This is a genomic window from Stenotrophomonas sp. LM091, from assembly GCF_001806305.1.
Lineage (GTDB): Bacteria > Pseudomonadota > Gammaproteobacteria > Xanthomonadales > Xanthomonadaceae > Stenotrophomonas > Stenotrophomonas bentonitica_A.
Window position 1 is genome coordinate 1,065,287 of record NZ_CP017483.1, and the last position, 22,721, is coordinate 1,088,007.

15 protein-coding genes are annotated in these 22,721 nt (G+C 69.5%); 7 read left to right on the forward strand and 8 right to left on the reverse strand.

What is annotated here, in order from left to right:
• Nucleotides 1-139: 139 nt before the first annotated feature.
• Together prpC and prpB are read right to left on the reverse strand one after the other, a co-directional pair.
• Nucleotides 140-1,297, reverse strand: a complete 1,158-nt coding sequence (gene prpC, locus BIZ42_RS04755) for a 2-methylcitrate synthase (protein WP_070425707.1) — start codon at nucleotides 1,295-1,297, stop codon at nucleotides 140-142.
• Between the two features lie 28 nt (nucleotides 1,298-1,325).
• Nucleotides 1,326-2,216, reverse strand: a complete 891-nt coding sequence (gene prpB / locus BIZ42_RS04760) for a methylisocitrate lyase (RefSeq protein WP_070425708.1) — start codon at nucleotides 2,214-2,216, stop codon at nucleotides 1,326-1,328.
• Between the two features lie 157 nt (nucleotides 2,217-2,373).
• On the opposite strand from prpB, the gene prpR reads away from it, so the two are divergent.
• Nucleotides 2,374-3,993: a propionate catabolism operon regulatory protein PrpR gene (gene prpR, locus BIZ42_RS04765; protein WP_172838033.1), complete on the forward strand. Its 1,620-nt coding sequence runs from the start codon at nucleotides 2,374-2,376 to the stop codon at nucleotides 3,991-3,993.
• 9 nt (nucleotides 3,994-4,002) lie between these two features.
• Here prpR and BIZ42_RS19750 read toward each other — a convergent pair whose 3' ends face one another.
• Nucleotides 4,003-5,436, reverse strand: a complete 1,434-nt coding sequence (locus BIZ42_RS19750; protein ID WP_237393559.1) for a DoxX family protein — start codon at nucleotides 5,434-5,436, stop codon at nucleotides 4,003-4,005.
• Between the two features lie 36 nt (nucleotides 5,437-5,472).
• Nucleotides 5,473-6,072: a pyridoxamine 5'-phosphate oxidase gene (pdxH, locus tag BIZ42_RS04775; RefSeq protein WP_070425709.1), complete on the reverse strand. Its 600-nt coding sequence runs from the start codon at nucleotides 6,070-6,072 to the stop codon at nucleotides 5,473-5,475.
• Nucleotides 6,073-6,113: 41 nt separating this feature from the next.
• Here pdxH and BIZ42_RS04780 point away from each other — a divergent pair, with 41 nt between their 5' ends.
• Nucleotides 6,114-6,941 (forward strand): kinase, encoded by an 828-nt coding sequence (locus BIZ42_RS04780; protein ID WP_070425710.1) that lies wholly within the window; start codon nucleotides 6,114-6,116, stop codon nucleotides 6,939-6,941.
• Nucleotides 6,942-6,968: 27 nt separating this feature from the next.
• On the opposite strand, the gene BIZ42_RS04785 is transcribed toward BIZ42_RS04780, so the two are convergent.
• On the reverse strand, nucleotides 6,969-7,172 hold the full coding sequence (locus tag BIZ42_RS04785; RefSeq protein ID WP_019186071.1) for a dodecin family protein: 204 nt from the start codon (nucleotides 7,170-7,172) through the stop codon (nucleotides 6,969-6,971).
• Between the two features lie 95 nt (nucleotides 7,173-7,267).
• Between BIZ42_RS04785 and BIZ42_RS04790 the strand changes: the two genes are divergently transcribed.
• The 5 genes from BIZ42_RS04790 (at nucleotide 7,268) to mdtD (ending at nucleotide 11,961) form a co-directional block, all read left to right on the forward strand.
• Complete coding sequence (locus tag BIZ42_RS04790; protein ID WP_070425711.1) at nucleotides 7,268-7,810, forward strand: shikimate kinase; 543 nt, start codon at nucleotides 7,268-7,270, stop codon at nucleotides 7,808-7,810.
• Nucleotides 7,807-8,916, forward strand: coding sequence for a 3-dehydroquinate synthase (gene aroB / locus BIZ42_RS04795; RefSeq protein ID WP_070425712.1), 1,110 nt, complete (start codon nucleotides 7,807-7,809; stop codon nucleotides 8,914-8,916). Before BIZ42_RS04790 ends, aroB begins: the two co-directional genes overlap by 4 nt.
• A gap of 71 nt (nucleotides 8,917-8,987) precedes the next feature.
• On the forward strand, nucleotides 8,988-9,239 hold the full coding sequence (locus tag BIZ42_RS04800) for a WGR domain-containing protein (protein WP_019186068.1): 252 nt from the start codon (nucleotides 8,988-8,990) through the stop codon (nucleotides 9,237-9,239).
• A gap of 61 nt (nucleotides 9,240-9,300) precedes the next feature.
• Nucleotides 9,301-10,374 carry a uroporphyrinogen decarboxylase gene (gene hemE, locus BIZ42_RS04805; RefSeq protein WP_070425713.1) on the forward strand — a complete coding sequence of 358 codons (1,074 nt, stop codon included), beginning with the start codon at nucleotides 9,301-9,303 and terminating at the stop codon, nucleotides 10,372-10,374.
• A gap of 183 nt (nucleotides 10,375-10,557) precedes the next feature.
• Nucleotides 10,558-11,961 carry a multidrug transporter subunit MdtD gene (mdtD, locus tag BIZ42_RS04810; RefSeq protein WP_070425714.1) on the forward strand — a complete coding sequence of 468 codons (1,404 nt, stop codon included), beginning with the start codon at nucleotides 10,558-10,560 and terminating at the stop codon, nucleotides 11,959-11,961.
• Between the two features lie 58 nt (nucleotides 11,962-12,019).
• Here the strand turns inward: mdtD and BIZ42_RS04815 are convergent, their stop codons facing one another.
• Genes BIZ42_RS04815 through BIZ42_RS04825 form a run of 3 tightly spaced genes read right to left on the reverse strand, consistent with a single transcriptional unit; the run spans nucleotide 12,020 to nucleotide 22,637 of the window.
• Nucleotides 12,020-15,571 carry an ATP-binding protein gene (locus BIZ42_RS04815; protein WP_070425715.1) on the reverse strand — a complete coding sequence of 1,184 codons (3,552 nt, stop codon included), beginning with the start codon at nucleotides 15,569-15,571 and terminating at the stop codon, nucleotides 12,020-12,022.
• Nucleotides 15,572-15,624: 53 nt separating this feature from the next.
• Complete coding sequence (locus BIZ42_RS04820) at nucleotides 15,625-19,134, reverse strand: response regulator (protein ID WP_172838034.1); 3,510 nt, start codon at nucleotides 19,132-19,134, stop codon at nucleotides 15,625-15,627.
• Nucleotides 19,131-22,637, reverse strand: coding sequence for a sensor histidine kinase (locus tag BIZ42_RS04825; protein WP_070425717.1), 3,507 nt, complete (start codon nucleotides 22,635-22,637; stop codon nucleotides 19,131-19,133). The genes BIZ42_RS04820 and BIZ42_RS04825 overlap by 4 nt, the downstream gene beginning before the upstream one ends.
• Nucleotides 22,638-22,721: the final 84 nt, after the last annotated feature.

Below are 22,721 nucleotides of genomic sequence, written 5' to 3' on the forward strand. Positions count from 1 at the left end.
GGCTGGCGATAGCTGCTTGTTGGCGGGCCGGGGCGTCGTGACACCGGCGAAGAAGGAGTAGCGACGCCGCAACGGAGCAGACCGGCATCGCGCCGGCCTGTTCCGCAAAGCACCCGCGAACGGGTGCGGTACGTCGGTCTTACTTGCGCTGGTCGATCGGCACGAAGGCCTGGTCTTCCGGGCCGGTGTAGTTCGCGCTCGGGCGGATGATCTTGCCGTCGATGCGCTGCTCGATGATGTGCGCGCTCCAACCGGAGGTACGCGCGATCACGAACAGCGGGGTGAACATCGCCGTCGGCACGCCCATCATGTGATAGCTGACCGCGCTGAACCAATCCAGGTTCGGGAACATCTTCTTGATGTCCCACATCACCGATTCCAGACGCTCGGCGATGTCGTACATCTTGACGTTCTGCTGCTCGGCGGACAGGTCGCGCGCGACCTCCTTGATGATGTTGTTGCGCGGGTCGCTGACGGTGTAGACCGGGTGGCCGAAACCGATCACGACCTCCTTGCGCTCCACGCGGGCCTTGATGTCGGCCTCGGCATCATCCGGGCTGTCGTAGCGCTTCTGCACTTCGAAGGCCACTTCATTGGCGCCGCCGTGCTTGGGACCGCGCAGGGCACCGATACCGCCGGTGATCGCGCTGTACATGTCGCTGCCGGTGCCGGCGATGACGCGGCAGGCGAACGTCGAGGCGTTGAACTCGTGCTCGGCGTACAGGATCAGCGAGGTGTGCATCGCCTTGACCCACGAATCCTGCGGCTTCTCACCGTGCAGCAGGTGCAGGAAGTGGCCACCGATGGAGTCGTCGTCGGTTTCCACGTCGATCGCACGACCGTTGTGGCTCCAGTGGTACCAGTACAGCAGCATCGAGCCCAGGCAGGCCATCAGCTTGTCGGCGATGTCGCGCGCGCCCGGATGGTTGTGGTCATCTTTCTCCGGCGACACGCAGCCCAGCACGGAGACGCCGGTGCGCATCACGTCCATCGGGTGCGCCGACGGCGGCAGTTCTTCCAGCGCGGCCTTGACCGCGGCCGGGATGCCACGCAGCGACTTCAGCTTGGTCTTGTAGGCGACCAGCTCGGCGCGGGTCGGCAGCTTGCCGTGGACCAGCAGATGCGCGATCTCCTCGAACTCGCTGCTGTTGGCCAGATCGGCGATGTCATACCCGCGGTAGTGCAGGTCGTTGCCGCTGCGGCCGACGGTGCACAGCGCGGTGTTGCCGGCGGCGGTGCCCGACAGGGCGACGGATTTCTTCGGCTTGAAGCCGGGGGCGGTAGTGGTGTCGCTCATGATCCCTCCAGAAAACTAGTGTGCGGTCTTACTTCTTGGCGGCGAACAACGCATCGAGCTGCTGCTCGAAGGCGTGGTAACCGATACGGTCGTAGAGTTCCTCGCGGGTCTGCATCGCCTCCACCACATTACGCTGGTGGCCCTCGCGGCGAATGGTCTCATACACGTTCTCGGCCGCCTTGTTGGCAGCACGGAACGCGGACAGGGGGAACAGCTGGATGGCGACGCCGGCCGAAGCCAGTTCATCGCGGCTGAACAGCGGCGTGGCACCGAACTCGGTGATGTTGGCCAGCACCGGCACCTTCACCGCATCGACGAAGCGGCGGTAGGTGTCCAGATCGTAGGCGGCCTCGGCGAAGATGCCGTCGGCACCGGCCTCGACGCAGGCGATGGCGCGCTCGATCGCGGCATCCACACCGTCCACCTGGATGGCATCGGTGCGCGCGATCAGGAAGAAGTCCGGATCGGTCTTGGCATCGGCGGCGGCCTTGACCCGATCCACCATCTCGCCCTGCGACACGATCTCCTTGCCCGGCCGGTGACCGCAGCGCTTGGCGCCGACCTGGTCTTCGATATGGCAGGCAGCCGCGCCGGCCTTGATCAGCGACTTGACGGTGCGCGCGATGTTGAACGCGCTCGGGCCGAACCCGGTGTCGATGTCCACCATCAGCGGCAGGTCGCACACATCGGTGATGCGGCGCACGTCGATCAGCACGTCTTCCAGGGTGTTGATGCCCAGGTCCGGCAGGCCCAGCGAGCCGGCCGCGACGCCGCCGCCGGACAGGTAGATGGCCCGGTAACCGGCACGCTTGGCCAGCAGCGCGTGGTTGGCGTTGATTGCACCGATCACCTGCAACGGGGATTCGGCGGCCAGTGCGGCGCGGAAACGGGCGCCAGCGGAGGAAACAGGGGTGCTCATGCGGCATTCCATCGTGGTTGACCGGTGGATGAGCGCAAGGGCCGTGCCAGCTCGCAAGTGGCTGATTTCATTGATTCAACACCGTCACGGGGATGTTTCACCTTGAAACATTGAAACACCTGTAACATGGCTGGAACTGAAACATTGAAACACGCCCATGTCGATCAGCCTGCCCCGCCACCGCTCCCGCCTGTCTGATCCGGAGGCCGGCCAGCTGCCGGTGATCTGGACGGTCAGCGTGTCGCGCTTGACCGGCCTGCTCGGCGATGTGATCCCGGAGTTCGACCGCCGCGCCCGCATCGTGCCCATCAACCTCGGCTTCGAGGAGGCGGTGGATGTGATCGGCCAGCGCCTGCGCCGCGAACACTGTGATGTGGTGATCGCCGGCGGCTCGAATGCGGCCTACCTGCGCAGCCGGCTGGAGGTGCCGCTGGTCCCGATCCAGGCCAACGGCTTCGACCTGATGGAAGCGCTGGCGCGCGCACGCCGGATCGCCCCCAGGATCGGCCTGGTCACCCATGCCACCGATGTGCCGACCTTCGGCAGTTTCCAGCACAGCTTCGGGCTGGACATCGAGCATCGCCGCTTCGTCACCCGCGAGGACGCGCGCGACTGCATCGCCGACCTGCGCGCCAATGGCATCGAGGTCATCGTCGGCACCGGCATGGCGATCGACCATGCCGAGCAGGTCGGGCTGCCCGGCGTGCTGCTGTATTCGGCCGACTCGGTACGACAGGCCTTCGAACATGCGCTGGAGCTGACCCAGACCCTGGCCCGCTCCGGTGCGTCCTCACTGCGGCGGCGGGCACCGCCCAAGCGACGCGATGCCGACCATGCCCTGCTCGGCGACAGCGCCGCGATGCAGCAGGTGCGCGAGCACATCGCACTGTATGCGCCTTACGACAGCACGGTGCTGATCACCGGCGCCACCGGCACCGGCAAGGAACTGGTGGCCCGGCAACTGCACAGCGCCAGCGGCCGGCGTGGCCGCTTCGTCGCGCTGAACTGCGGGGCGATCAGCGAATCCCTGCTCGAAGCCGAGCTGTTCGGTTACAACGAAGGGGCATTCACCGGCGCCCGCCGCGGCGGTCGCGTGGGCCTGGTGGAAGCGGCCGACGGCGGCACCCTGTTCCTGGATGAGATCGGCGAACTGCCGTTGCCGCTGCAGACCCGGTTGCTGCGTGTTCTGGAAGAACGTGAAGTGCTGCGCGTGGGCGCCACCGAGCCGACGCCGGTGGACGTACGCGTGGTCGCGGCCACGCTGCAGACGCTGGAATCGCTGGTGGAGGCACAGCGCTTCCGCCGTGACCTTTACTACCGCCTGGCCGCACTGCGCATCGGGCTGCCGACGCTGCACGAACGGCGCGAGGATGTGCCGCTGCTGCTGGAACACTTCTTCAGCCTGCTGGGCGGCACGCCGTCGCCGCTCGCCGCCCCGGCGCTGCAGCGGCTGTGCGATTACGCGTGGCCGGGCAACGTACGCGAACTGCGCAACATGGTCGATCGGCTGCGCATCCATTGGCCGCACGGGCGGGGCGAGCTGGCGCTGGCCCAGATGCAGGCCTGGCTGCCGGAGCTGGCGTCCTCGCCCGTCGCCGCGCGCGCCGTAGCAGACGCAGCGCCGGACGGCCCGCCCCAGCGCGCGGCCACGCGCCCCGGCAACGACACGCTGCAGCAGCTGCTCGATGCCCACGGCGGCAACCGTGAGCAGGTCGCCCAGGCGCTGGGCGTGTCGCGTACCACGCTGTGGCGCTGGCTGCGCAGCACCGCCGGGTAAGGACGCGGCTTACGCCACCCCGCGCAGGTCCACCGTGGGCCGATGCGATGCCGAGCCATCCCAGTCCACCACCAGCCCTGCTGCAGTGAACGCGTCCACAATCCTGCGCCCGACCTGCTCCATGGCAGCGCCGGCGCCCTCCGGCCCGGCCCAGAAGCCCAGGCTCAGATCGCTGCTGCGCTTAGCGCGGTTGAGGTCCTGCCGGGTGTAGAAGCACAGTCCGATCAGGCCGGCGTCCATGCCGCCGCGCGCGATGAACTGCTGGGCGGTGTCGGTGAAGCCATCCTCCTGAGTCAGGCCAACGTCCTGCGCGGTGACGATGCCCTGTTCTTCCAGACGGGCGAACACCGCGGTGATCCTGGCGTGCGCGGCGCGCCAGTCGGCGGCCCGCATCTTCTGCGGCGGCCGCGGCTCGGCCTTCACCGGGATGGGGTGGCCGGTCACCCCAGACAGCAGCGCCTGCACCTCCGGCACCATCGCGTTGACGACAATATGGTTGCCAAAGCCATCGTGCACCGCCGGGTTCGCACCGGCGTCGAGCAGCATCTGCACCGGCGCGCACTCCCGCGCGAATTCCGCGGCCAGGTACAACGCGGTCCGCCCGCCGCGACCGAGGTGTTCCAGCGGGCTTCCTGCATCGATGAGCAAACGCAGTACCTGCAGATGCTGGGCGGCCGGGGTGTCATTCGTGGCGCGCGCCGCACATTCCAGCGCAGTGAAGCCGTAGGCGTTTTCTGCGCTGACATCGGCGCCCGCCGCAAGGCCGGCCTGCACGGTCGCCACGTCGGCTGCCAGGGCGGCCGCGCACAGATCGATGGCGGGCGAAGAAGCGGATGCGGTCGTCATGTAACAGGTCCGTGCACAGGTGGATTCCTCCGGAAGTATGCAGGAGCCCGCATCGCGGGCGCTGCGCGCCACTGTTCGCGCCGTTGGCGAAGCGCCGCGGCCGGTCCACAGCGCATAACGCCCCGCGCCCAGCACGCACACCCACGCCAGGGCCACGCCCAGCGGCACCTCCGGCAGATACAGGAACCAGCTCAGCCAATCCAAAGGCCCCAGGCCGGCCGGGATCCGCCCGATACCGTCGGTGAAGGCCGCTACCGCGCAGATCATCATCAGCGCTGCGGCCGACAGGCGCGGCAGCACGCCAAGCACCACGGTGGTGCCCAGCACCCATTCCACCATCGCCACTGCAGGGGCGCTGACCTCCGGCCACGGGATACCCGCCTCCACCAGTGTGGCCAGCATGCGATCCCTGCCGTCGTCGGTGAACAGCTTGTTCCATCCCGATACGGCGAACATGGTGCCCGCGGCGATGCGCGACAGCAGTAACAGCAGCGAAGGGGCGACACGGGATTCAGCAGGCAGGACAAAAGGAAACATGGCAGGGCGGTCCCAAGGCAGACATCGTCGTCCGCCCGATCCTAACCGGCGCCTTCCCACCCGGCGCGCCCCGTGCAGTTTGCGAGGAACGCGCCCTTACGGGAACAGCAATCGCTTGCTCCACTGCCCGTCGTGATCGACCTCATAGCACCAGCGCTCGTGCAGGCGGAACTGCGCGCCGTACCAGAACTCGATCCGCTGCGGCACCACGCGCAGGCCGCTCCAGCCGTCCGGGCGCGGCACATCGCGGCCGTCGAAGCTGGCCTCGGTGGTCGCCACGCGTGCATCGAACTCCTCGCGTGAGGCCAGCGTCTTCGATTGCAGCGATGCCCACGCGCCAATCTGGCTCATGCGCGGGCGCGAGGCGAAGTACGCATCAGCCTCGGCATCGCTGACCTGCTCCACTCGCCCTTCGATGCGCACCTGGATGCCGGCCTCGCGCAGGCTGCGCCACAGAAACAGCAGCGCGGCCTGCGGATTGGCCTGCAGCTCACGGCCCTTGTGGCTGTCCAGGTGGGTGTAGAACACGAAACCGCGTTCGTCGAAGGCCTTGAGCAGCACCGTGCGCGCCGAAGGCTGGCGGTTCTGGTCGGCCGTGGCCACCGTCATCGCATTGGGTTCGACTTCCCGGCTCGCCTTGGCTTCTTCAAACAGCCCGGCAAAGGTGGACAACGCTTCGGCATACAGATCGGTCATGGCGGTTTTCTTGTCACGCGGTTTGGGTTTATTGTCGCTGCATGCCTGCACCTGCGTACATGCCCCCGACAAAAGGTTTTCCGGATGCGCTGGTCGCGCAGGCGCTGGATGACGCATTGAGCTGCGGTGCGGCCATCCCAGTATTGGCGATCAGCGGCCTGCAGGGGAGTGGCAAATCGACGCTGGCCGCCCAGGTCGTGGCGCTGGCGGAAACGCGCGGCCTGCGCGCGGCCATGCTGTCCATCGATGATGTCTACCTGACCCGTGCCCAGCGCCAACGCCTTGCGCGGCAGGTCCACCCGCTGCTGCTGACCCGCGGCCCGCCGGGCACCCACGATCTGGCCCTGGCTCATGCCACGCTGGACGCGGTCGCCGCCGGTGGGCCGGTCGCCTTGCCCCGGTTCGACAAGCTCGCCGACGAGCGCCTGCCCGAGAAGGATTGGACACGCATCGACGGTCCCCTCGACCTGCTGGTGTTCGAAGGCTGGTTCCTTGGCACGCCCGCGCAGGGTGAGGCCGAATTGGAGCCCCCGCTCAATGCACTCGAGCGCGAGGCCGATGTGGATGGCCGCTGGCGGCGCTGGTGCAATCAGGCACTGGCCGGGCAGTACCCCGCGCTGTGGCAGCGATGCGACCGGCTGTGGTTCCTGCAGCCGCCGGATTTCTCGGTGATCCCGCGCTGGCGGTGGCAGCAGGAGCAGAACCTGCAGGCCGCCCAGCCCGACCGCAGCAGCATGAGCCGCGCCCAGCTGGAGCGCTTCGTGCAGTACTACGAACGGGTCAGCCGCCAGGCACTGCGCACCCTGCCGGAACGGGCAGACAAGGTGATCGCGCTGGACGAGCAGCGCCGGATCGTCGCCACGCGCTGACCGGCGCGGGAGCCGGGCCCGCGGCGATCAGCTGACCAGGAAGGTCACGCGCAGGTTTACCCGCCACTCGGTGATATTGCCTTCGCCATCGGTCACCACCTTGGTTTCATTGATCCAGGCGCCCTGGATGCCTTTGACCGTCTCGGAGACCTTCTTCAGGCCGCTGCGCACGGCGTCTTCGACGCTGGTCTTGGACGAGGCGTTGATCTCGATGATCTTGGCGACAGACATGGTTCGCTCCGGTGGCGCGCGGGACAGTCCGCACCCGCCCACCATGGGGGCCGCCGCGTAAAGGCGATGGCACGGAGATGTTAGGATCGAGGGTAATGAATCCCGCTCCGAACCTGATCCTGATTGGCCCGATGGGCGCCGGCAAAACCTGCATCGGGCGCCGGCTGGCCGAGCGCTTCACGCTGGACTTCGTGGATGCCGACCAGGCCATCGTGGACAGCACCGGGGCCAGCATTCCGGCGATCTTCGAACTCGCCGGGGAAGCCGGGTTCCGCCAGCACGAACGCCAGGTCCTGCACGCTCTGCTGGACGGCCATGGCCAGTTGATCTCCACCGGGGGGGGCGCCGTGCTGGACCCGGACAACCGCGCGGCCATCGCCCGGCGCGGCTTCGTGGTCTACCTGCGGGTGAGCGTGCCGGCCCAGCTGGAGCGGCTGGCCCGCGACCGCGGCCGCCCGCTGCTGCAGCGCCCGGACCGCGAGCAGGTGCTGCACGAAATGGCCGCCGCCCGCGATCCGCTCTACCAGGGCCTGGCCGACCTCACGCTGGATACCGATCTCTACACGCCCGCCGAGGCCACTGCGCAGCTGGTGCTGCGCCTGGCCGCGCAGTGGCAGCGACAGGAAACACCCGAATGACCCCCGCCCCGCGTACCGTTGCCGTCAGCGGCGACACCCCCTACACCATCCACATCGGCCCCGGCCTGCTTGGCCAGGGAGAACTGCTGGCCCGCCATGTGCGTGGCCGCCACGTGCTGCTGCTCAGCGACTCCTCGGTCGCCCCGCTTTACCTGGCAGGGGTGAAGGCGGCGCTGCTGGCCACGCGCCCGGACCTGCTGATCGGCGCGCTGGTGCTGCCGGCCGGCGAAGCCTCCAAGACCCTGGCCCACTTCGGCGATGCGATCACCGCCCTGGCCGCCCTCGGCGCCACCCGCGATGCCTGCGTAATGGCCCTCGGCGGTGGCGTGGCCGGTGACCTGGCCGGCTTCGCCGCGGCCTGCTGGATGCGCGGCGTGGACTGCGTGCAGCTGCCGACCTCGCTGCTGGCGATGGTCGATTCCTCGGTCGGCGGCAAAACCGCGGTAGACATCCCCGAAGGCAAGAACCTGGTCGGGGCGTTCCACCCGCCGCGCGCCGTCATCGCCGATACCGCCGCCCTGCGCACCCTGCCGCCCCGCGAACTGCGCGCCGGCCTGGCCGAAGTGATCAAGTACGGCGCGATCCGCGATCCGCTGTTCTTCCAGTGGCTGCAGGCCGAGCATGCCGCGCTGCTGGCCGGCGATGACACCGCGCTGGCCCAGGCCATCGCGCGCAGCTGCGAGCACAAGGCCGAGATCGTCGCGCGCGATCCGCTGGAAAAGGGCGAACGCGCCCTGCTCAACCTCGGCCATACCTTCGGCCACGCGATCGAGACCGAACAGGGCTACGGCGCGCCGGGCAACGACAACCTCAACCACGGCGAAGCGGTCGCGGTCGGCATGGTGCTGGCCGCGCGCCTGTCGGCCCAGCTGGGCATGAGCGAGGAGGCAGACACCGAGCAGCTGCGCGAGCTGCTGCTGCGCTACGAACTGCCGGTGGCCATTCCGGCCGGCCTGGCGCCCGAGGCGCTGCTGGCCCGGATGCGGCTGGACAAGAAGAATGTCGCCGGCCGGTTGCGGCTGGTGCTGTGGCGTGGCATCGGCCGCGCCGAAGTCGTCGCCGACGTCGACGAGGCCGACGTGCTGCGCGTGCTGGCCGCCGGCTGAGCCTGCGACGTTCCGCCGCACCTGCCCCGTTGCTGACGGCCGCCTCCGGCGTTCACGGCTACAATCGGGGCATGCGCGTCTTCCTGCACCAACATCCCCGCGGTGCCGATCCGGCCCGCTATCTCCAGCTCACCCTGCAACCGGACCTGTTCGGCGGCTGGGAGCTGCTGCTGGAGTCCGGCCCGATCGGTGGGCGCGGGCAACTGCGCCGCGAGCTGTACCTGCAGGAAGACCTGGCGCTGGCCGCGTTCGAAAAGGCACGCGATGCGCACCTGCACCGCGGCTACGAAGTGACCTACACCAGCGGCGACGCGCCGCACTGAGCGGCCACCGCCGCACTGACCCCATTCGGCCCCGCGCCACCAGATCCCAAGGAAGCGTTCCGTGACCAGCCCCTCCCGCCATGATCGCCTGCTGCGCGCCCTGCGCCGCGAACCGGTGGACTGCACCCCCGTCTGGCTGATGCGCCAGGCCGGTCGTTACCTGCCCGAGTACCGCGCCACCCGCGCCAAGGCCGGCAGCTTCCTGGCGATGGCCAAGAACCCGGATATCGCCTGCGAAGTCACCCTGCAGCCGCTGCGCCGCTTCGACCTCGACGCGGCGATCCTGTTCTCGGACATCCTCACCATCCCCGATGCGATGGGCCTGGAGTTGTACTTCGTCGAAGGCGAAGGCCCGAAGTTCCGCCACCCCGTCCGCGACGCCGCCGCCATCGCCAGACTGGCCGTGCCGGACATGGAAACCGAACTGCGCTACGTGATGGACGCCGTGCGCGTGATCCGCCGCGAACTGGACGGCAGCGTGCCCCTGATCGGCTTCTCCGGCAGCCCGTGGACGCTGGCCTGCTACATGGTTGAAGACGGTGGCAGCAAGGACTTCGCCCGCATCAAGGCGATGGCCCTGAACGAACCGGCCGCCCTGCACCAGCTGCTCTCGGTCGTCACCGATGCGGTGATTGCCTACCTCGCCGCCCAGCGCGCGGCGGGCGCCCAGGTCCTGCAGGTCTTCGACACCTGGGGCGGGGTACTCAGCCCGACCATGTACCGCGAATTCTCCCTGCGTTACCTGACCCGCATCGCCCAGGAACTCGAACGCGGTGAAGGCAGCGACCGCACCCCGCTGATCCTGTTCGGCAAAGGCACCGGCCTGCACCTCGGCGCCCTGGCCGACACCGGCGCCGACGCGCTCGGCGTGGACTGGACCCTGGACCTCGCCGACGCCGTCGCCCGCACCGGCGGCCGCGTCGCCCTGCAGGGCAACCTCGACCCGACCACGCTCTACGGCAATCCGGCCGCCATCGAACGCGCCGCCGGCCTGGTCCTGGACAGCTACGCCCAAGGCAACGGCGGCTCCCGCGAAGGCCATGTCTTCAACCTCGGCCACGGCATGTCCCCGGACATGAATCCCGAGCACGTGCAGGTGCTGGTGGAAGCCGTACATCGTTTGAGCCGACGCTGATCGCCAGCGGCAGGTAGCCGGCCAGCGGCCGGCACTACACGGGCACGGCCGACGAAGCACGCGTTCTGCATCCAGGACGCGTGCTTTCGTTGTTGCACGCCCAATGCTTCGGCTTCGGCTCTTGACCACACCCTGATCCCACATCGGCGATCATATCGCCCTCGTTGACGAAGGCCCCGCACCATGACGACCAGCAGCTACGCCTCGATCCGGCCCCTGTTGTGGCTCGTATCGCTGGCCATCTTCATGCAGATGCTGGACTCCACCATCGTCAACACCGCATTGCCCGCCATGGCCCGCAGCCTCGGCGAAAGCCCGCTGCAGATGCAGTCCGTCGTCTTCAGCTACGCCCTGGCCGTCGCCACCTTCATCCCCGCCTCCGGCTGGATCGCCGACCGCTTCGGCACACGACGCACCTTCCTGGTCGCGATCATCCTGTTCACCCTCGGCTCGCTCGCCTGCGCCCTCGCCCAGACCCTGCACCAGCTCGTCGGTGCGCGCGTCCTGCAGGGCATCGGCGGCGCCATGCTGCTGCCGGTCGGGCGCCTGGCCGTCATGCGCTCCGTCTCGCGCGAAGAATTCCTTCGCGCGATGAGTTTCATCGCCATCCCCGCCCTGATCGGCCCCCTGATCGGCCCGACCCTGGGTGGCTGGCTGGTCGAAGTCGCCTCCTGGCACTGGGTGTTCCTGATCAACCTCCCGATCGGCATCATCGGCTACGTCGCGGCGATGAAGATCATGCCGGACCACTACGCCGAACACCGCACCCGCTTCGACATCGCCGGCTACCTCATGCTTGCCTTCGGCATGGTCGTACTGTCCCTCGCGCTGGACGGCATCTCCGGCATGGCCACCCCGCATGCACTGGTCATGCTCATGACCGTCGCCGGCCTGGCCGCCCTCGTCGGTTACTGGCTGCACGCCGCCAACTCCACGGCGCCGCTGTTCTCGCTGGCGCTGTTCCACGTGCCCAGCTACCGCATCGGCATCCTCGGCAACCTGTTCTCACGCATCGGCAGCAGCGCCATGCCGCTGCTGATTCCACTGCTGCTGCAGGTCGGCATGGGCATGAGCCCGATGAAGGCCGGCCTGTTGATGATCCCGGTCGCCGCAGCGGGCATGGTCTCCAAGCGCTACGCGGTCAAGCTCGTCGAGCGCTTCGGCTACCGCCGCGTGCTGATGGTCAACACCGTGCTGGTCGGCCTGGCGATGGCCAGTTTCATCTTCATGACGCCCGGCCAGCCGCTGTGGATCCGCATCATCCAGCTGGCCCTGTTCGGTGCGGTCAATTCACTGCAGTTCACCGTGATGAACACCGTGACCCTGCGCGATCTGGACCGCGACTTCGCCAGTGCCGGCAACAGTCTTCTTTCGATGGTGATGATGCTCGCCACCGGTTTCGGTGCGGCCGCTGCCGGCAGCCTGCTGGCCGCGTTCAATCATCTCGATGCGTCGCACGGCGCGACGGCCGCGCTGCACGCCACCTTCGTCTGCGTCGGCGCCATTACCCTGACCTCCACGCTGATCTTCTGGCAGCTGCCGGACACGCGGCCCTCGCCGCGCGATGTCGAGGAAGTCGCCGAGTAACCGCGCGCAGACGTCCAGCGGTCTGCGGTCTGCGGTCTGCGATCAGCTATAGGGACCGTCAGCGGACCAACGGTCCGCTGCTACCGGGGGCGTGCAGCACCCGCGCGATCGCCTCCACCAGCAGATCGCCGGTAACCGGTTTGCGCAGGAAGGCATCGAAGCCTGCGTCGCGGGCCTGCTGCTCGATCGATGGATCGGTGCGCGCGGTGACCGCGATCAGCGGCATCTCGAACCCTTGGCTGCGCAGATGCTCAGCCAATGCGATGCCGCCCAACCCCGGCAGATCCAGATCCATCAGCACCACCTCGAACGGCGCCTCGCTGACCTCGCGCAGCGCCGACAACGCGTGCTCGGCATGCACCACCTGGTGGCCACGCGCCGACAGCAGGCCGCTGACCACCTCGGCCACGGTCAGATCGTCCTCCACCAGCAGGATGCGCAGCGGCGGCAACACCCATTGCTCGCCCTCGGCCGCGCCCGGCATGCCGGTGGCCCCCTGCTCCAGGGGCAACGGCAGGGTCACCGTGAAACGCGTTCCCACGCCGAGCTGGCTCTGCACGCCGATCTGCCCCTGCATCGCCAGTGCCAGTTCGCGGCAGATCGCCAGGCCCAGCCCGCTGCCCCCGTACTGCGCGGCGGTGCGGGCGCCATCGGCCTGCTCGAAGCGGCGGAACAGTCGCTCCTGCTGATCGGTGCTGATGCCCGGCCCGGTATCGGATACCTCGATGTGCAACCCGCGGCCGGCCGTGATCGCACGCAACGTCAACCGTACTTCGCCGTGGCTGGTGAACTTGACGGCGTTGCCCAGCAGGTTCAGCAGGATCTGGCGCACGCGCAGCTCGTCACCGACCGTGCGGGTGCCGGCCGGCAAGGTGTTGTCGACCACGAACCGCAGCCCCTTCTGCCCGGCCAGCGCGGCCATCAACGCACAGACATCATCGATCGGTCGCTGCAGCTGGAACGGCTGCGCCTGCAGTTCCAGGCGCCCCGACTCGATCCGGGCCAGGTCCAGCGCGTCGTTGACCAGATGCAGCAGGTGCTCGCCGGCGTGGCGGATCGACTCGGTATAGCCACGCTGCTGGGGGTTCAATGGCGAGGACAAGAGCAGCTCGCTCATGCCCAGCACCCCGGTCATCGGCGTTCGCACCTCATGGCCCAGGTTCGCCAGGAAACGGGTCTTGGCCGCCGAAGCCTGCTCGGCCAGTTCCTGCTTCTGCAGGGCCAGCTGGTACGCATGCCGGCGCTGCAGCCGGCGCCGGTACAACCAGGCGAACAGACTGAGCAGCAGCAACACGGCCGAGGTCAGCAGCAGCAGGCCCGACAGGCTCCGCCACCACGGCGGCAGCACCCGGAACTCCAGCACCTGCACCCGCGACCAGATGTGGTCGGCCGAGCGGGCCTGCACTTCCAGCCGGTAGCGGCCCGGCGGCAGGCGCGAGAACAGGCGTTCGCCGCCGGGTCCCACTTCCACCCAATCCGGGTCGTAGCCGGCCAGCCGGTAACGGTAGTTGTTCGAGGTGGAATCGGCGAAGGACAGCAGCCGCGCGACGATCCGCAGGTCGCGGTCGCCGTCGGCGATGTCCAGCGGCACCGCATGGGTCAGGTCCAGGACACGCTCGCCACGGCGCACCTCGACCCGCTCGATCACCAGAGGCGCCCGTCGCGTCGCCGGCTTGACCTGTGCCGGATCGAACACCACTACGCCGGCCGGCGTGCCACCCACGATGCGACCACTCGGGGTCAGCGTCAGCGTGCGGCGGCGGAATTCCTGGCTGGGCAGGCCATCATGGACGCCGTACTGGCGCACGCTGCCGGCTTCCGGATCGACACGCACCAGGCCGCGTGCATTCGCTGCCCAGACCACCCCCTGCCGGTCCACCACCAGCCCGGTGGCGGTGATCGCGGGGTAGCCGGCACTGCTGCCGACCACTTCCTGCAGGGTCAGCCGATCGCCCTGCCAGCCGTAGTGCGAGAGCTTGCCTTCCTCGGAAAGCCAGACACTGCCATCGCCGGCCAGCGCCATCGCATGCACGCTCGCCGCGGGGCCACCGGGCAGCGGCTCGAAACGCGAGCGCGCCGCGACCCACTGCAGTAGTCCCTGCCCGGTGGCCACCCACAGGCGGTCCTGGGGACCGCACCGGATATCGAGCGCGTTCTGGCCCGCGCTCAATCCAGCGTGGCCCAGCGCGATGCGATGCAGGACGCGCCCATCGAGATCGCGCTGCTGCAGCCCGGTGGCCGACGCTGTCCACAGGCGCTGCCCGTCGCACAGCGCCAATGATTCGATCGCGCCCTCCATCGTGGCGTCCACCGCCGCGTCGCTGCCCCAGCGCCGCATCCGCTTCTGCCGGGGGTCATAGCGCAGCAGCGCGTCCCAGGAGCCGATCCAGACCTGCCCTCGCGGATCCTCCAGCACCGACTGCAGCCATTGCGTGCCGTCCACCCAGGTCCGGTGCTGTTCGATTTTCCCGCTGACCGGGTCGAACTTGTCCAGCGCGCCGTGCGTGCCCACCGTCCACACACCGCCGTCGGCGGCCGCGCCCATGCCCAGCACATACGCATTGCGCAGCGAGGCCGGGTCATCTTCCAACCGCGACAGCACCGAGAACTGCCACCATCGCGGCAGCAGATGCCACAGGCCGCCGTTGGTGCTGGCCAGCCAGATGCCACCCTCGCGATCTTCGTAGGCGCCGGTCCAGTTCGGCCGCACCTGCCCGCGCGCGATCGCGCTGTACAGCGGCACCTGCTGGAACTGGCCGTCCATCGCACGGCCCAGGCCCGAGCGGGTATCCAGCCAATACCCGCCCTGCTCGTCGCGCAGCATCATGCCCAGGATCTGATCGCCATCGGCAACGGCCCAGGGTGCCGGTTCGAAGCGGCCATCCGGGCGGCGCACCGCCACCCCGACATTACTGCTGATCCACAGGCTGCCATCGGCCTCGGCGGTGAGGCCGTTGATGACGCGCGCCGACAACTGGGCACTGGGCACCGGTTCGAAATCGTGTCCGGTCCAGCGCGCCAGGCCGGCCTTGGATCCGATCCACAAGGTGCCATCCAGGGTGGTGGCCAGATTGCCGACCGATGCCGCCGGCAGGCTGCGCGGGTTGCCGGGCTCGGGCATGAAGCGGGTCAGCGTGCCATCACGCTCCAGCCGGTGCAGGCCGCCCTGGTAAGTGCCGAACCAGATCGCACCGTCCGGCGTGGAAGCCACGCTCCAGATCGTGTTGCTGCCCATCTCCGGATGGCTGTCGCGATCGTAGAAGCGGATCTCGCGGCGATCGGCCGACATCATCGCCAGGCCGGCGTTCTCCGTACCGATCCACAGCTGATTGCGCGCATCCACGTGCACGCTCCAGACATGGTTGTCGCGCAGGCCGTCCTCGGCGCGCCAGATGCGGTAATTGCGACCGTCGTAACGGGCCAGCCCATCATTGGTGGCAATCCACAGATAGCCGTAGCGATCCTCGGCCATGCGATTGACGGTGTTGGATGGCAGGCCATCGAACACGGTGAGCTGCCGCGGCGTCGGCGGTACCGGCTGGGCCGACGCAAGCGCCGGCCAGAGCACACACAGGCCGATCAGCAGCGGCCACAGCACACGCAACACCAATGGCTCTCCCGGGTCTGTCCCTCGATTCACTGCCGTCGCCCGGAACGGGCCTGTCACCCCTGACCACCCCGGTCGTCGGGCAACGCCCCGCATAGTAAACCGTTCCCTGCGCCGGCACGATCCACGCGCGGCAGGGCGAGCCGTTGCATCGCCGTATGCAGCGCATCGCCCTGCAGCGGCTTGTGCACCAGACCGTCCGCGCCGGCGGCGATGACCTGCAGCTCCAGGTCCAGCTCCCGTCGCGCCGTCAGCACCAGTATCGGCAGGCGTTGGCCCTGCTGACGCAGCAGGCGCAGCAGTGACAGCCCGTCCATGCCCGGCAGGTCCAGGTCCAACAGCATCAGCTGGGTGCCGGGGCGGGCCAGCGCGGTCAGTGCCGCCAGCGCGTGCGCGGCATGCACGACGGTGTGACCGCGCAGCCGCAGCAGTGCGCCGACCACCTCGGCCACCAGCGGATCATCTTCCACCAGCATGACCTGAAGGGCATCGAGCGCATCGCCCTGCGGTGCGGTCGCGTGGGGCTCGATCGCCTGGCAGCCTTCCAGCGGGACACTCAGCATCCCCTGCCAACGATGGTCAGGCAGCCGCGACACGCGCAGGTGCCCGTGCATCGCGCCGATCAGCACGTCGACGTCGGCCAAGGCCTCGCGCACCTGCAACGGCGCTGGGGACGGACAGGCCCCCGGTTCGGCGAGCACATCCAGCAGCAGGCCACTGCAGCCTGGCCGCCAGGCGATGCGCAGGGTCAACCGCACAGCCCCGGTCTGCCCTGCCAGCCCGCACGCGAGCAGTTCCACGGCTTGCCGCAACCGGTCCGGGTCGCCCACGGCACTGGCACCGGGCTGCAATGGCGGAGCCAAAACAAGGCGGCAGCCACCCGCCTCCAGACCCCCGGCCACGGCGGCATGTACCTCGTCCCACCACGGACCGATGGCAAAGCCCCGTGGATGCAGCACCACCTTGCCGGCCTGCAGCCTGGCCATCTCCAGCGCTTCGTCCACCACCTGCAGCAATGCACGCCCGCCCTGCTGGATATGCAGCACCTGTTCGCGCGCGCCTGCGGGTAACGGCGTAGCCAACAGCAGTTCGCTCATGCCAAGCACGCCGGTGAGCGGTGTCCGGACTTCATGCCCCAGCGTGGCCATGTAGCGCGCCTTGGCCTGCGCGGCCTGTTCGGCACGTGCCTGGCGGCGCGTGGCCGCCCGCCAGGCGAGCGCGCGCTGCCGCCGCTGCCTCAGCGTCCACACCAGCAACGTGCCTGCACTGGCGGCGAGCAGCCACAGCAACGCCCACGCCCCGGGATGCGCCCAACCGTTGTAGGCCACGTGCAGGTGCACCTGCTGCAGGGCCGACCATTGCCCATCCACGTCACGTGCCTGGAATTCCAGTACATGCTCGCCGGCCGGCAGGCGGGGGAAGCCGCGCGCGCCGCGTCGCCCGGCGCGGACCCATTCGGGGTCTTCGCCCCGCAGCCGGAATCGATACCCGCTCACACCGTCGGGCCGGCCGCTCAGCAGGCGCGCCGACAACTGGATGTCGCGATCATCGGCGTTGAGCTGCAGTGGATCGGTGGAAGGCAGCTCGACCCAGCGCCGTTGTCGGCGCACCTTCACCCGGTCGATCACCAGCGATGCCGGCGTCGTGGCGTCGACCATGCCCGCCGGATGCAAGGCGAGCACGTCGCCGTTGGCCTCCAGGGCGAGCAGATGCACTCCGGCAGCAACCAGGCCAGTATCGAACACCATCAGCGGCAGGCCATCATCGGCGGTGTACAGCCGCGCATTGCCGCGCTCCGGGGCCAGGCGCACCACCCCGCGCGCCGTGGTCGCCCATAAGGCACCATCCGGGGCGCCGCTCAATCCGCGTGGCAACGCGGCCGGTACTCCCTGCGCCGCGTCAACCCGTTGGCTGTGAGGCGGGCGGCCGGGCGCATGCTGGTAGGCCGACCAGCCCTCCGCATCGGCTGCCCACAGCCACCCATCGGAGGCCAGATGCAGCGCGCCGATCTCCCGCCGGCCGCTGCCCGGCACCGGGAGAAAACGGCTGGCCGCCACATGCCACTGTTTGAGACCTTCGCCGTCCCCCAACCATACCTCTCCGCCAGGGCTGCACTGGAGCGCGAGCTCCGCCACGCCCGGACGCAGGCCCGCCGCCGCGTAGGCAGCACTGGCCAGGACGCGGCCATCGCCCGCACGCTGCTCCACGCGGCCATTGCCGGCCAGCCACACGCGATCGCCACAGGCCAGCAACGCGGCCTGCGGCGACGTGCCCGGCGACACACTGGCCGCCCCCACCTGCCAGCGCTGCCGACGCCGGCGCAGCGGATCGATCCGGGTCAGCCACGGCGCCGCGAAGACCCACACCACGCCCTGCGGATCTTCAACCACCACATGGCGATCGGCACGTGCTGGATCCTGTGCATAGGACCACCGCGCGGGGGAGAAGCCCTGCTCCGGCGAGAGACGGGCGAGCGTGCCGCCGCGTGCCCACCATGCGTGTGCGTCTGCCGCCGGGGCCAGGCTGCCTGCCGCACCGGCGACGGGTCCGGCCGGTGCGGCGAAACGCTCGAAGTGCCGCCACTGGGCGCCGAGTCGCCATACGCCCTGGCGGCTTCCCGACAACCAGACCCGCCCCTGCCGGTCCTCGAACGCCTGCCCGATACGCGACACCTCGCGCCCGTGCGGCCGGGGCAGTTGAAGTGCGTGGTGGTTCCGGCCGTGCTGATCCTGCCACCACACCTGGTCGCCATCGCCGAACCAGTCCCCGCCACGCCGCGCCGCGCCGAGCCAACGGGCGGGTGTGCGGTGCCCGGAAACGGGTTGCAAGGACGGCAGCTGCCGCACCCGCGAACCCTCGCCCGTGCTGGAATGCAACCGCCCCTGCGAATCCAGGCCGAGCGCGGTCACCGGCCGAGCGGAAGCGCCGAGCATCGCAGGCGTCTGGAACCGGTCGTGCTGCCACCTGGCCAGCCCGGCGGCACTGCCGATCCACAGGCCGCCGTGCGGATCGGACACGAGCCGCTCCACCCGTGCCGACGGCAAACCACCACCGCCAGCGGCCGGCAGGTACTGACGCAGGAAGTGATCGCGGTCGAGCCGGAACAGACCGGCCTCGCGGGTACCAAACCAGACGCTGCCATCGTCCATGGGCTGGATCGCCAGGATCGGGCTGGCCGCCACCGTGGGTACCGCCGGCCCCGCCCACCGGGCGAACTGCTGGCGGTCAGCGGAAAAACGCTGCAGATAACCGTTGCCGGTGCCGATCCACAGCTGGTCATGGCCATCGAGGGCCAGGCTGCGCACCACGTTGTCGGCCAGGCCGTGTTCCATCCGCCAGATCCGGAACCCGCTGCCGTCATAGCGCGCCAGGCCGTCGCCGGTCGCGAACCAGAGATAGCCCTTACGGTCCTCCACGATCTGATGCACCACGTTGGACGGCAATCCGTCGACGGTCGTCATCCGTACGCCATGGCTGGGCAGCGCCAGCACCGGAAACGCCTGCAGCAGCCAGACCAGCAGCCCCCACCGTCCCCACCGGCACCCTCGGTGCGGCGTGCCGCTCATGCGCTGCGCCGGCATCTGGCCAGTCCATCGCCCAACGCCGCCCGGCTCACGGGCAGGCGCAGGAACAGCTCGAAGCCGGCCGCGATCGCCTCGCGCTGCGCAGCGGCATCCGCACGCGCAGTCAGTGCTACCCGTGGCACCCCCGGCCACCGCCGCGACAGCCGTGCCCCCACGCGTTCGCCATCGACCCAAAGGGCGGGATCGACCACGATGACGTCCCAAGCCGCACCGTCCGCGGCGGTGGGCGGCAATGCATCCGCGCCGGGAAAGTGGGTGGGCAGATGGCCCAGGGAGGCCAGCATGGCCAGCAGCACCTCGGCGACGACCGCTGAGGGATACACCACCAGCACCCGCAGTGCGCCGGCCGCAGCCGGCCCCGGCAGCGCACATGCTGCAACGATGCCGGTGGGGAGCTCACCGCGCGGCAAGGGCAGCGCCACCTGGAAACAGGTGCCCTGGCCGGGAGCGCTGGTCACGGTGATATCGCCGCCCATGGCCACTGCCAGATCGCGTGAGATCGACAATCCCAGCCCACTGCCGCCGTAACGGGCCGCGGTCTGCGCGCCATCGGCCTGTTCAAAGCGCTGGAACAGGCGCTGGCACTGCGCCGGCGTCATGCCCGGTCCGGTATCGCACACCCGCAGCACGATCCCTTGGCCATCGTGTACGCCGTGCGCCTCCAGCCGCACCGTTCCCTGCGCGGTGAACTTCAGCGCGTTGCCGAGCAGGTTGAGCAGGATCTGGCGCAGGCGACGCGCATCGCCGATGACGCACGCCGAGGCCGGCAGCGTGCTGTGCCACTCCAACGCAAGCGCCTTGCCCTGCGCCACCGGCAGCAGCAGCGCGTGCAGTGCTTCGATCATCCGCTGCAGCACGAACGGTGCCGGCTGCAACTGCAGTTCCCCTGATTCGATGCTGGCCAGATCCAGTGCGTCATCCATCAGCCGCAGCAGGTGCTCACCGGCATGGTGCAGGCTGTTGACCCGGCTGCGCTGGCCTGGCGGAAGCGGTGAGCGCCGCAGCAGTTCGCTCCATCCCAGCACCGCGGTCATCGGCACCCGGATGCGGGTCCCCAGCGTGGTCAGGAAACGGGTGCGCTGCACGGATGCGCGCTCGGCATGCCCCTGCCGGGCACGCAGCCAGCGCCAGCGCCGCTGCCGACCGCGGCGTACGTGGAAGCGCCATCCCCAGAGCCACACCGCGCCCAGCCCCGCGGCCGCGGCGGCCCACCGCGCCGGCGGCGCCTGCCACCATGCCGGGGCCACCTGCAATGTCACCCGGCGCACCGGCGACCACCGGCCGTTTCCCTGCCGGGCCTGCACCTCCAGCGTCTGCAGCCCCACCGGCAGACGCTCGAACACGCGCAGCCCGGTGGCATCGCTTTCCTGCCACTGGGCCTCGTGATCCTGCAGCCGGAACCGATACTGCACGTGCGACGGCGCACCGCTGCTGAGCAGCCGCGCGGCAACGCGCACATGCCGATCAGCACCCGAGAGCGGCACCGGGCCGGCGCCGACCGGCAGCGTGATCTGTGCCTTGCCACGGCGAGCAGTGATTGCATGGATGACCAGGCCCGGCGCGCGCTCAGGGCCCCCGACACCGGCCGGATCAATCAGCAACAACCCGCCTTCGCTGACCGCAGCGGCAAGCCGACCGTCGGCGGTGCGCACCAGCCCGTGCGGCAGCACGCCCTGCGCCGGCAGCCCCTCATCGCCGCCGAAGTGGCGCACGCCGCCGCCGTGCGGGTCGACCCGGACCAGGCCACGTGCATCGCCTGCCCATGCAACGCCCGCTGCGTCGACCACCAGTGCGCGTGCCAGCAGACGCGGATACCCGTGCGCAGGGCCGAAGCTGTGCGTCTTGCGCAGCTGCTGGCCATCCCAGCAGTAGCGCCGCAGTACCCCGAGGCTGCTGATCCAGTAGTGGCCATCCTCGCCGCGGGCGATCGCCCCCACTTCGCCGCGCGGCGCTCCCTCCACGACCGCGAAGCGTTCCTGCGCCGGCAGCCAGCGTTTGACGCCGCTGCGGTCGGTTGCCCACAGCCGGCCATCGTCATCGCACAGCAACTGGGGGCCATGGCTCGGCGGCACCAGCCCGAGGGTGTGCGGCGCGGCGGACAACTGCAGCACACCGTCGGCATCGCGTCGCTGGATGCGGTCGGCACGCCCGAGCCACAACGATCCATCGCCGCAGGCCTGCAGATCGACCCTCCCCGCCTCGCCGCCCACGCCCAGCAACCAGTGACGGCGCCCACCGCTGCCCGGCAGATAGCGCGACAACGTATTGCCACTGGCCACCCATACCTGGCCGCGACGGTCTTCGGCGATGGCCACGGTGCCGGCACGCAGGTGATCAGGGCGGTAGTCGATGCCCAGGTCGCTGCGCCCGCTCACCGTATCCACGCGCTGCAGGCGCCCGCGATCGCCGGCGATCCACACCCGCCTGCCATGGGAGGGCGCCAGGGCCAGCACGTGGTCGCCATCGAGTCCGGGCCAACCATCACGGGCGGCCGCCAGCAGCGTGAACTGGCGCCACCGCGCGGGCAGGTGCCACAGGCCCTCGCCGCGGCCGACCCACCACAGGCCGCCGACCCGGTCCTCCAGGGCATGGCTGACCGCGGCCGTGCTCATCACGGCGCCGGCGTATCCACGCAGCGGCACCGGCTGCGGCGCCTGCCCGCGCGCGTGAAGTCGCAGTCCTGTTGCGCCGGCGCTCCAGAGGTCGCCCGCGGTACTGCGCAGCACCGGCATCGCCGTGCCCTCCGGCATCTGATACAGCTCGCCATCGCGCCACCGGTACACCCCCTGCGGTGTGCGCACCCACACCCCGCCGTCCGGATCGGGCCAGAGCGCGCGCACGTCACCGCCCTGGTCGTCCTGCAGCGGCACCTGGGTGAAACGATGGTCCTCACGCCGCAGTGCCCCTGCCGGCGTCCCGATCCACAGCCGGCCCTGGCGGTCGGTGACCAGGGCAGTTACGCGGCGCACGGGGCCGCCGTGCAGCTGCAACGGCACGCGTTGCCAGCGGCCGTCCGGCTGCCGTGCGAACAGGCCGTCGTCGAGGGTGCCCACCCACACCACACCATCGGGGGTGCTGGTGATCTGCATGACGCCGATGCGCGGCAGGACCACCGCGCCATTGCCCGGCACGCTCTGGATCTCGCGGCGATCAGCAGACAGCGTCAGCAGGCCCTGCGAGGCGGTCGCCAGCCAGAGCTGGTCCTGCGCATCCAGATGCAGCGCGCGTACGTCCACATCCAGCAGCCCCTGTTCCCTTCGCCACGCGCGGAAACGGTGACCATCAAAGCGCAGCAGTCCATCGTCGCTGGCGAACCACAGATAACCGTCGCGGTCTTCCACGACCGCACGCAGCGCTGCGGTCGGCAGCGCATCGGCAGGGCCCAGCGGCCGGGGCCAGGGTGCCGTGACGGGATCGCCGGCCAGAACAGGGACCGGCAGCCAGAGCGCGAGACCCAGCATCACCGCAGCCCAGCGATGGCCCATTGATGCGGATCGGCCTCCCCCCACGCGTACCCCGACCGTCCTCTCCTGCATGAACAGCACGGTATGCCGAAGCCACGCGAAGCG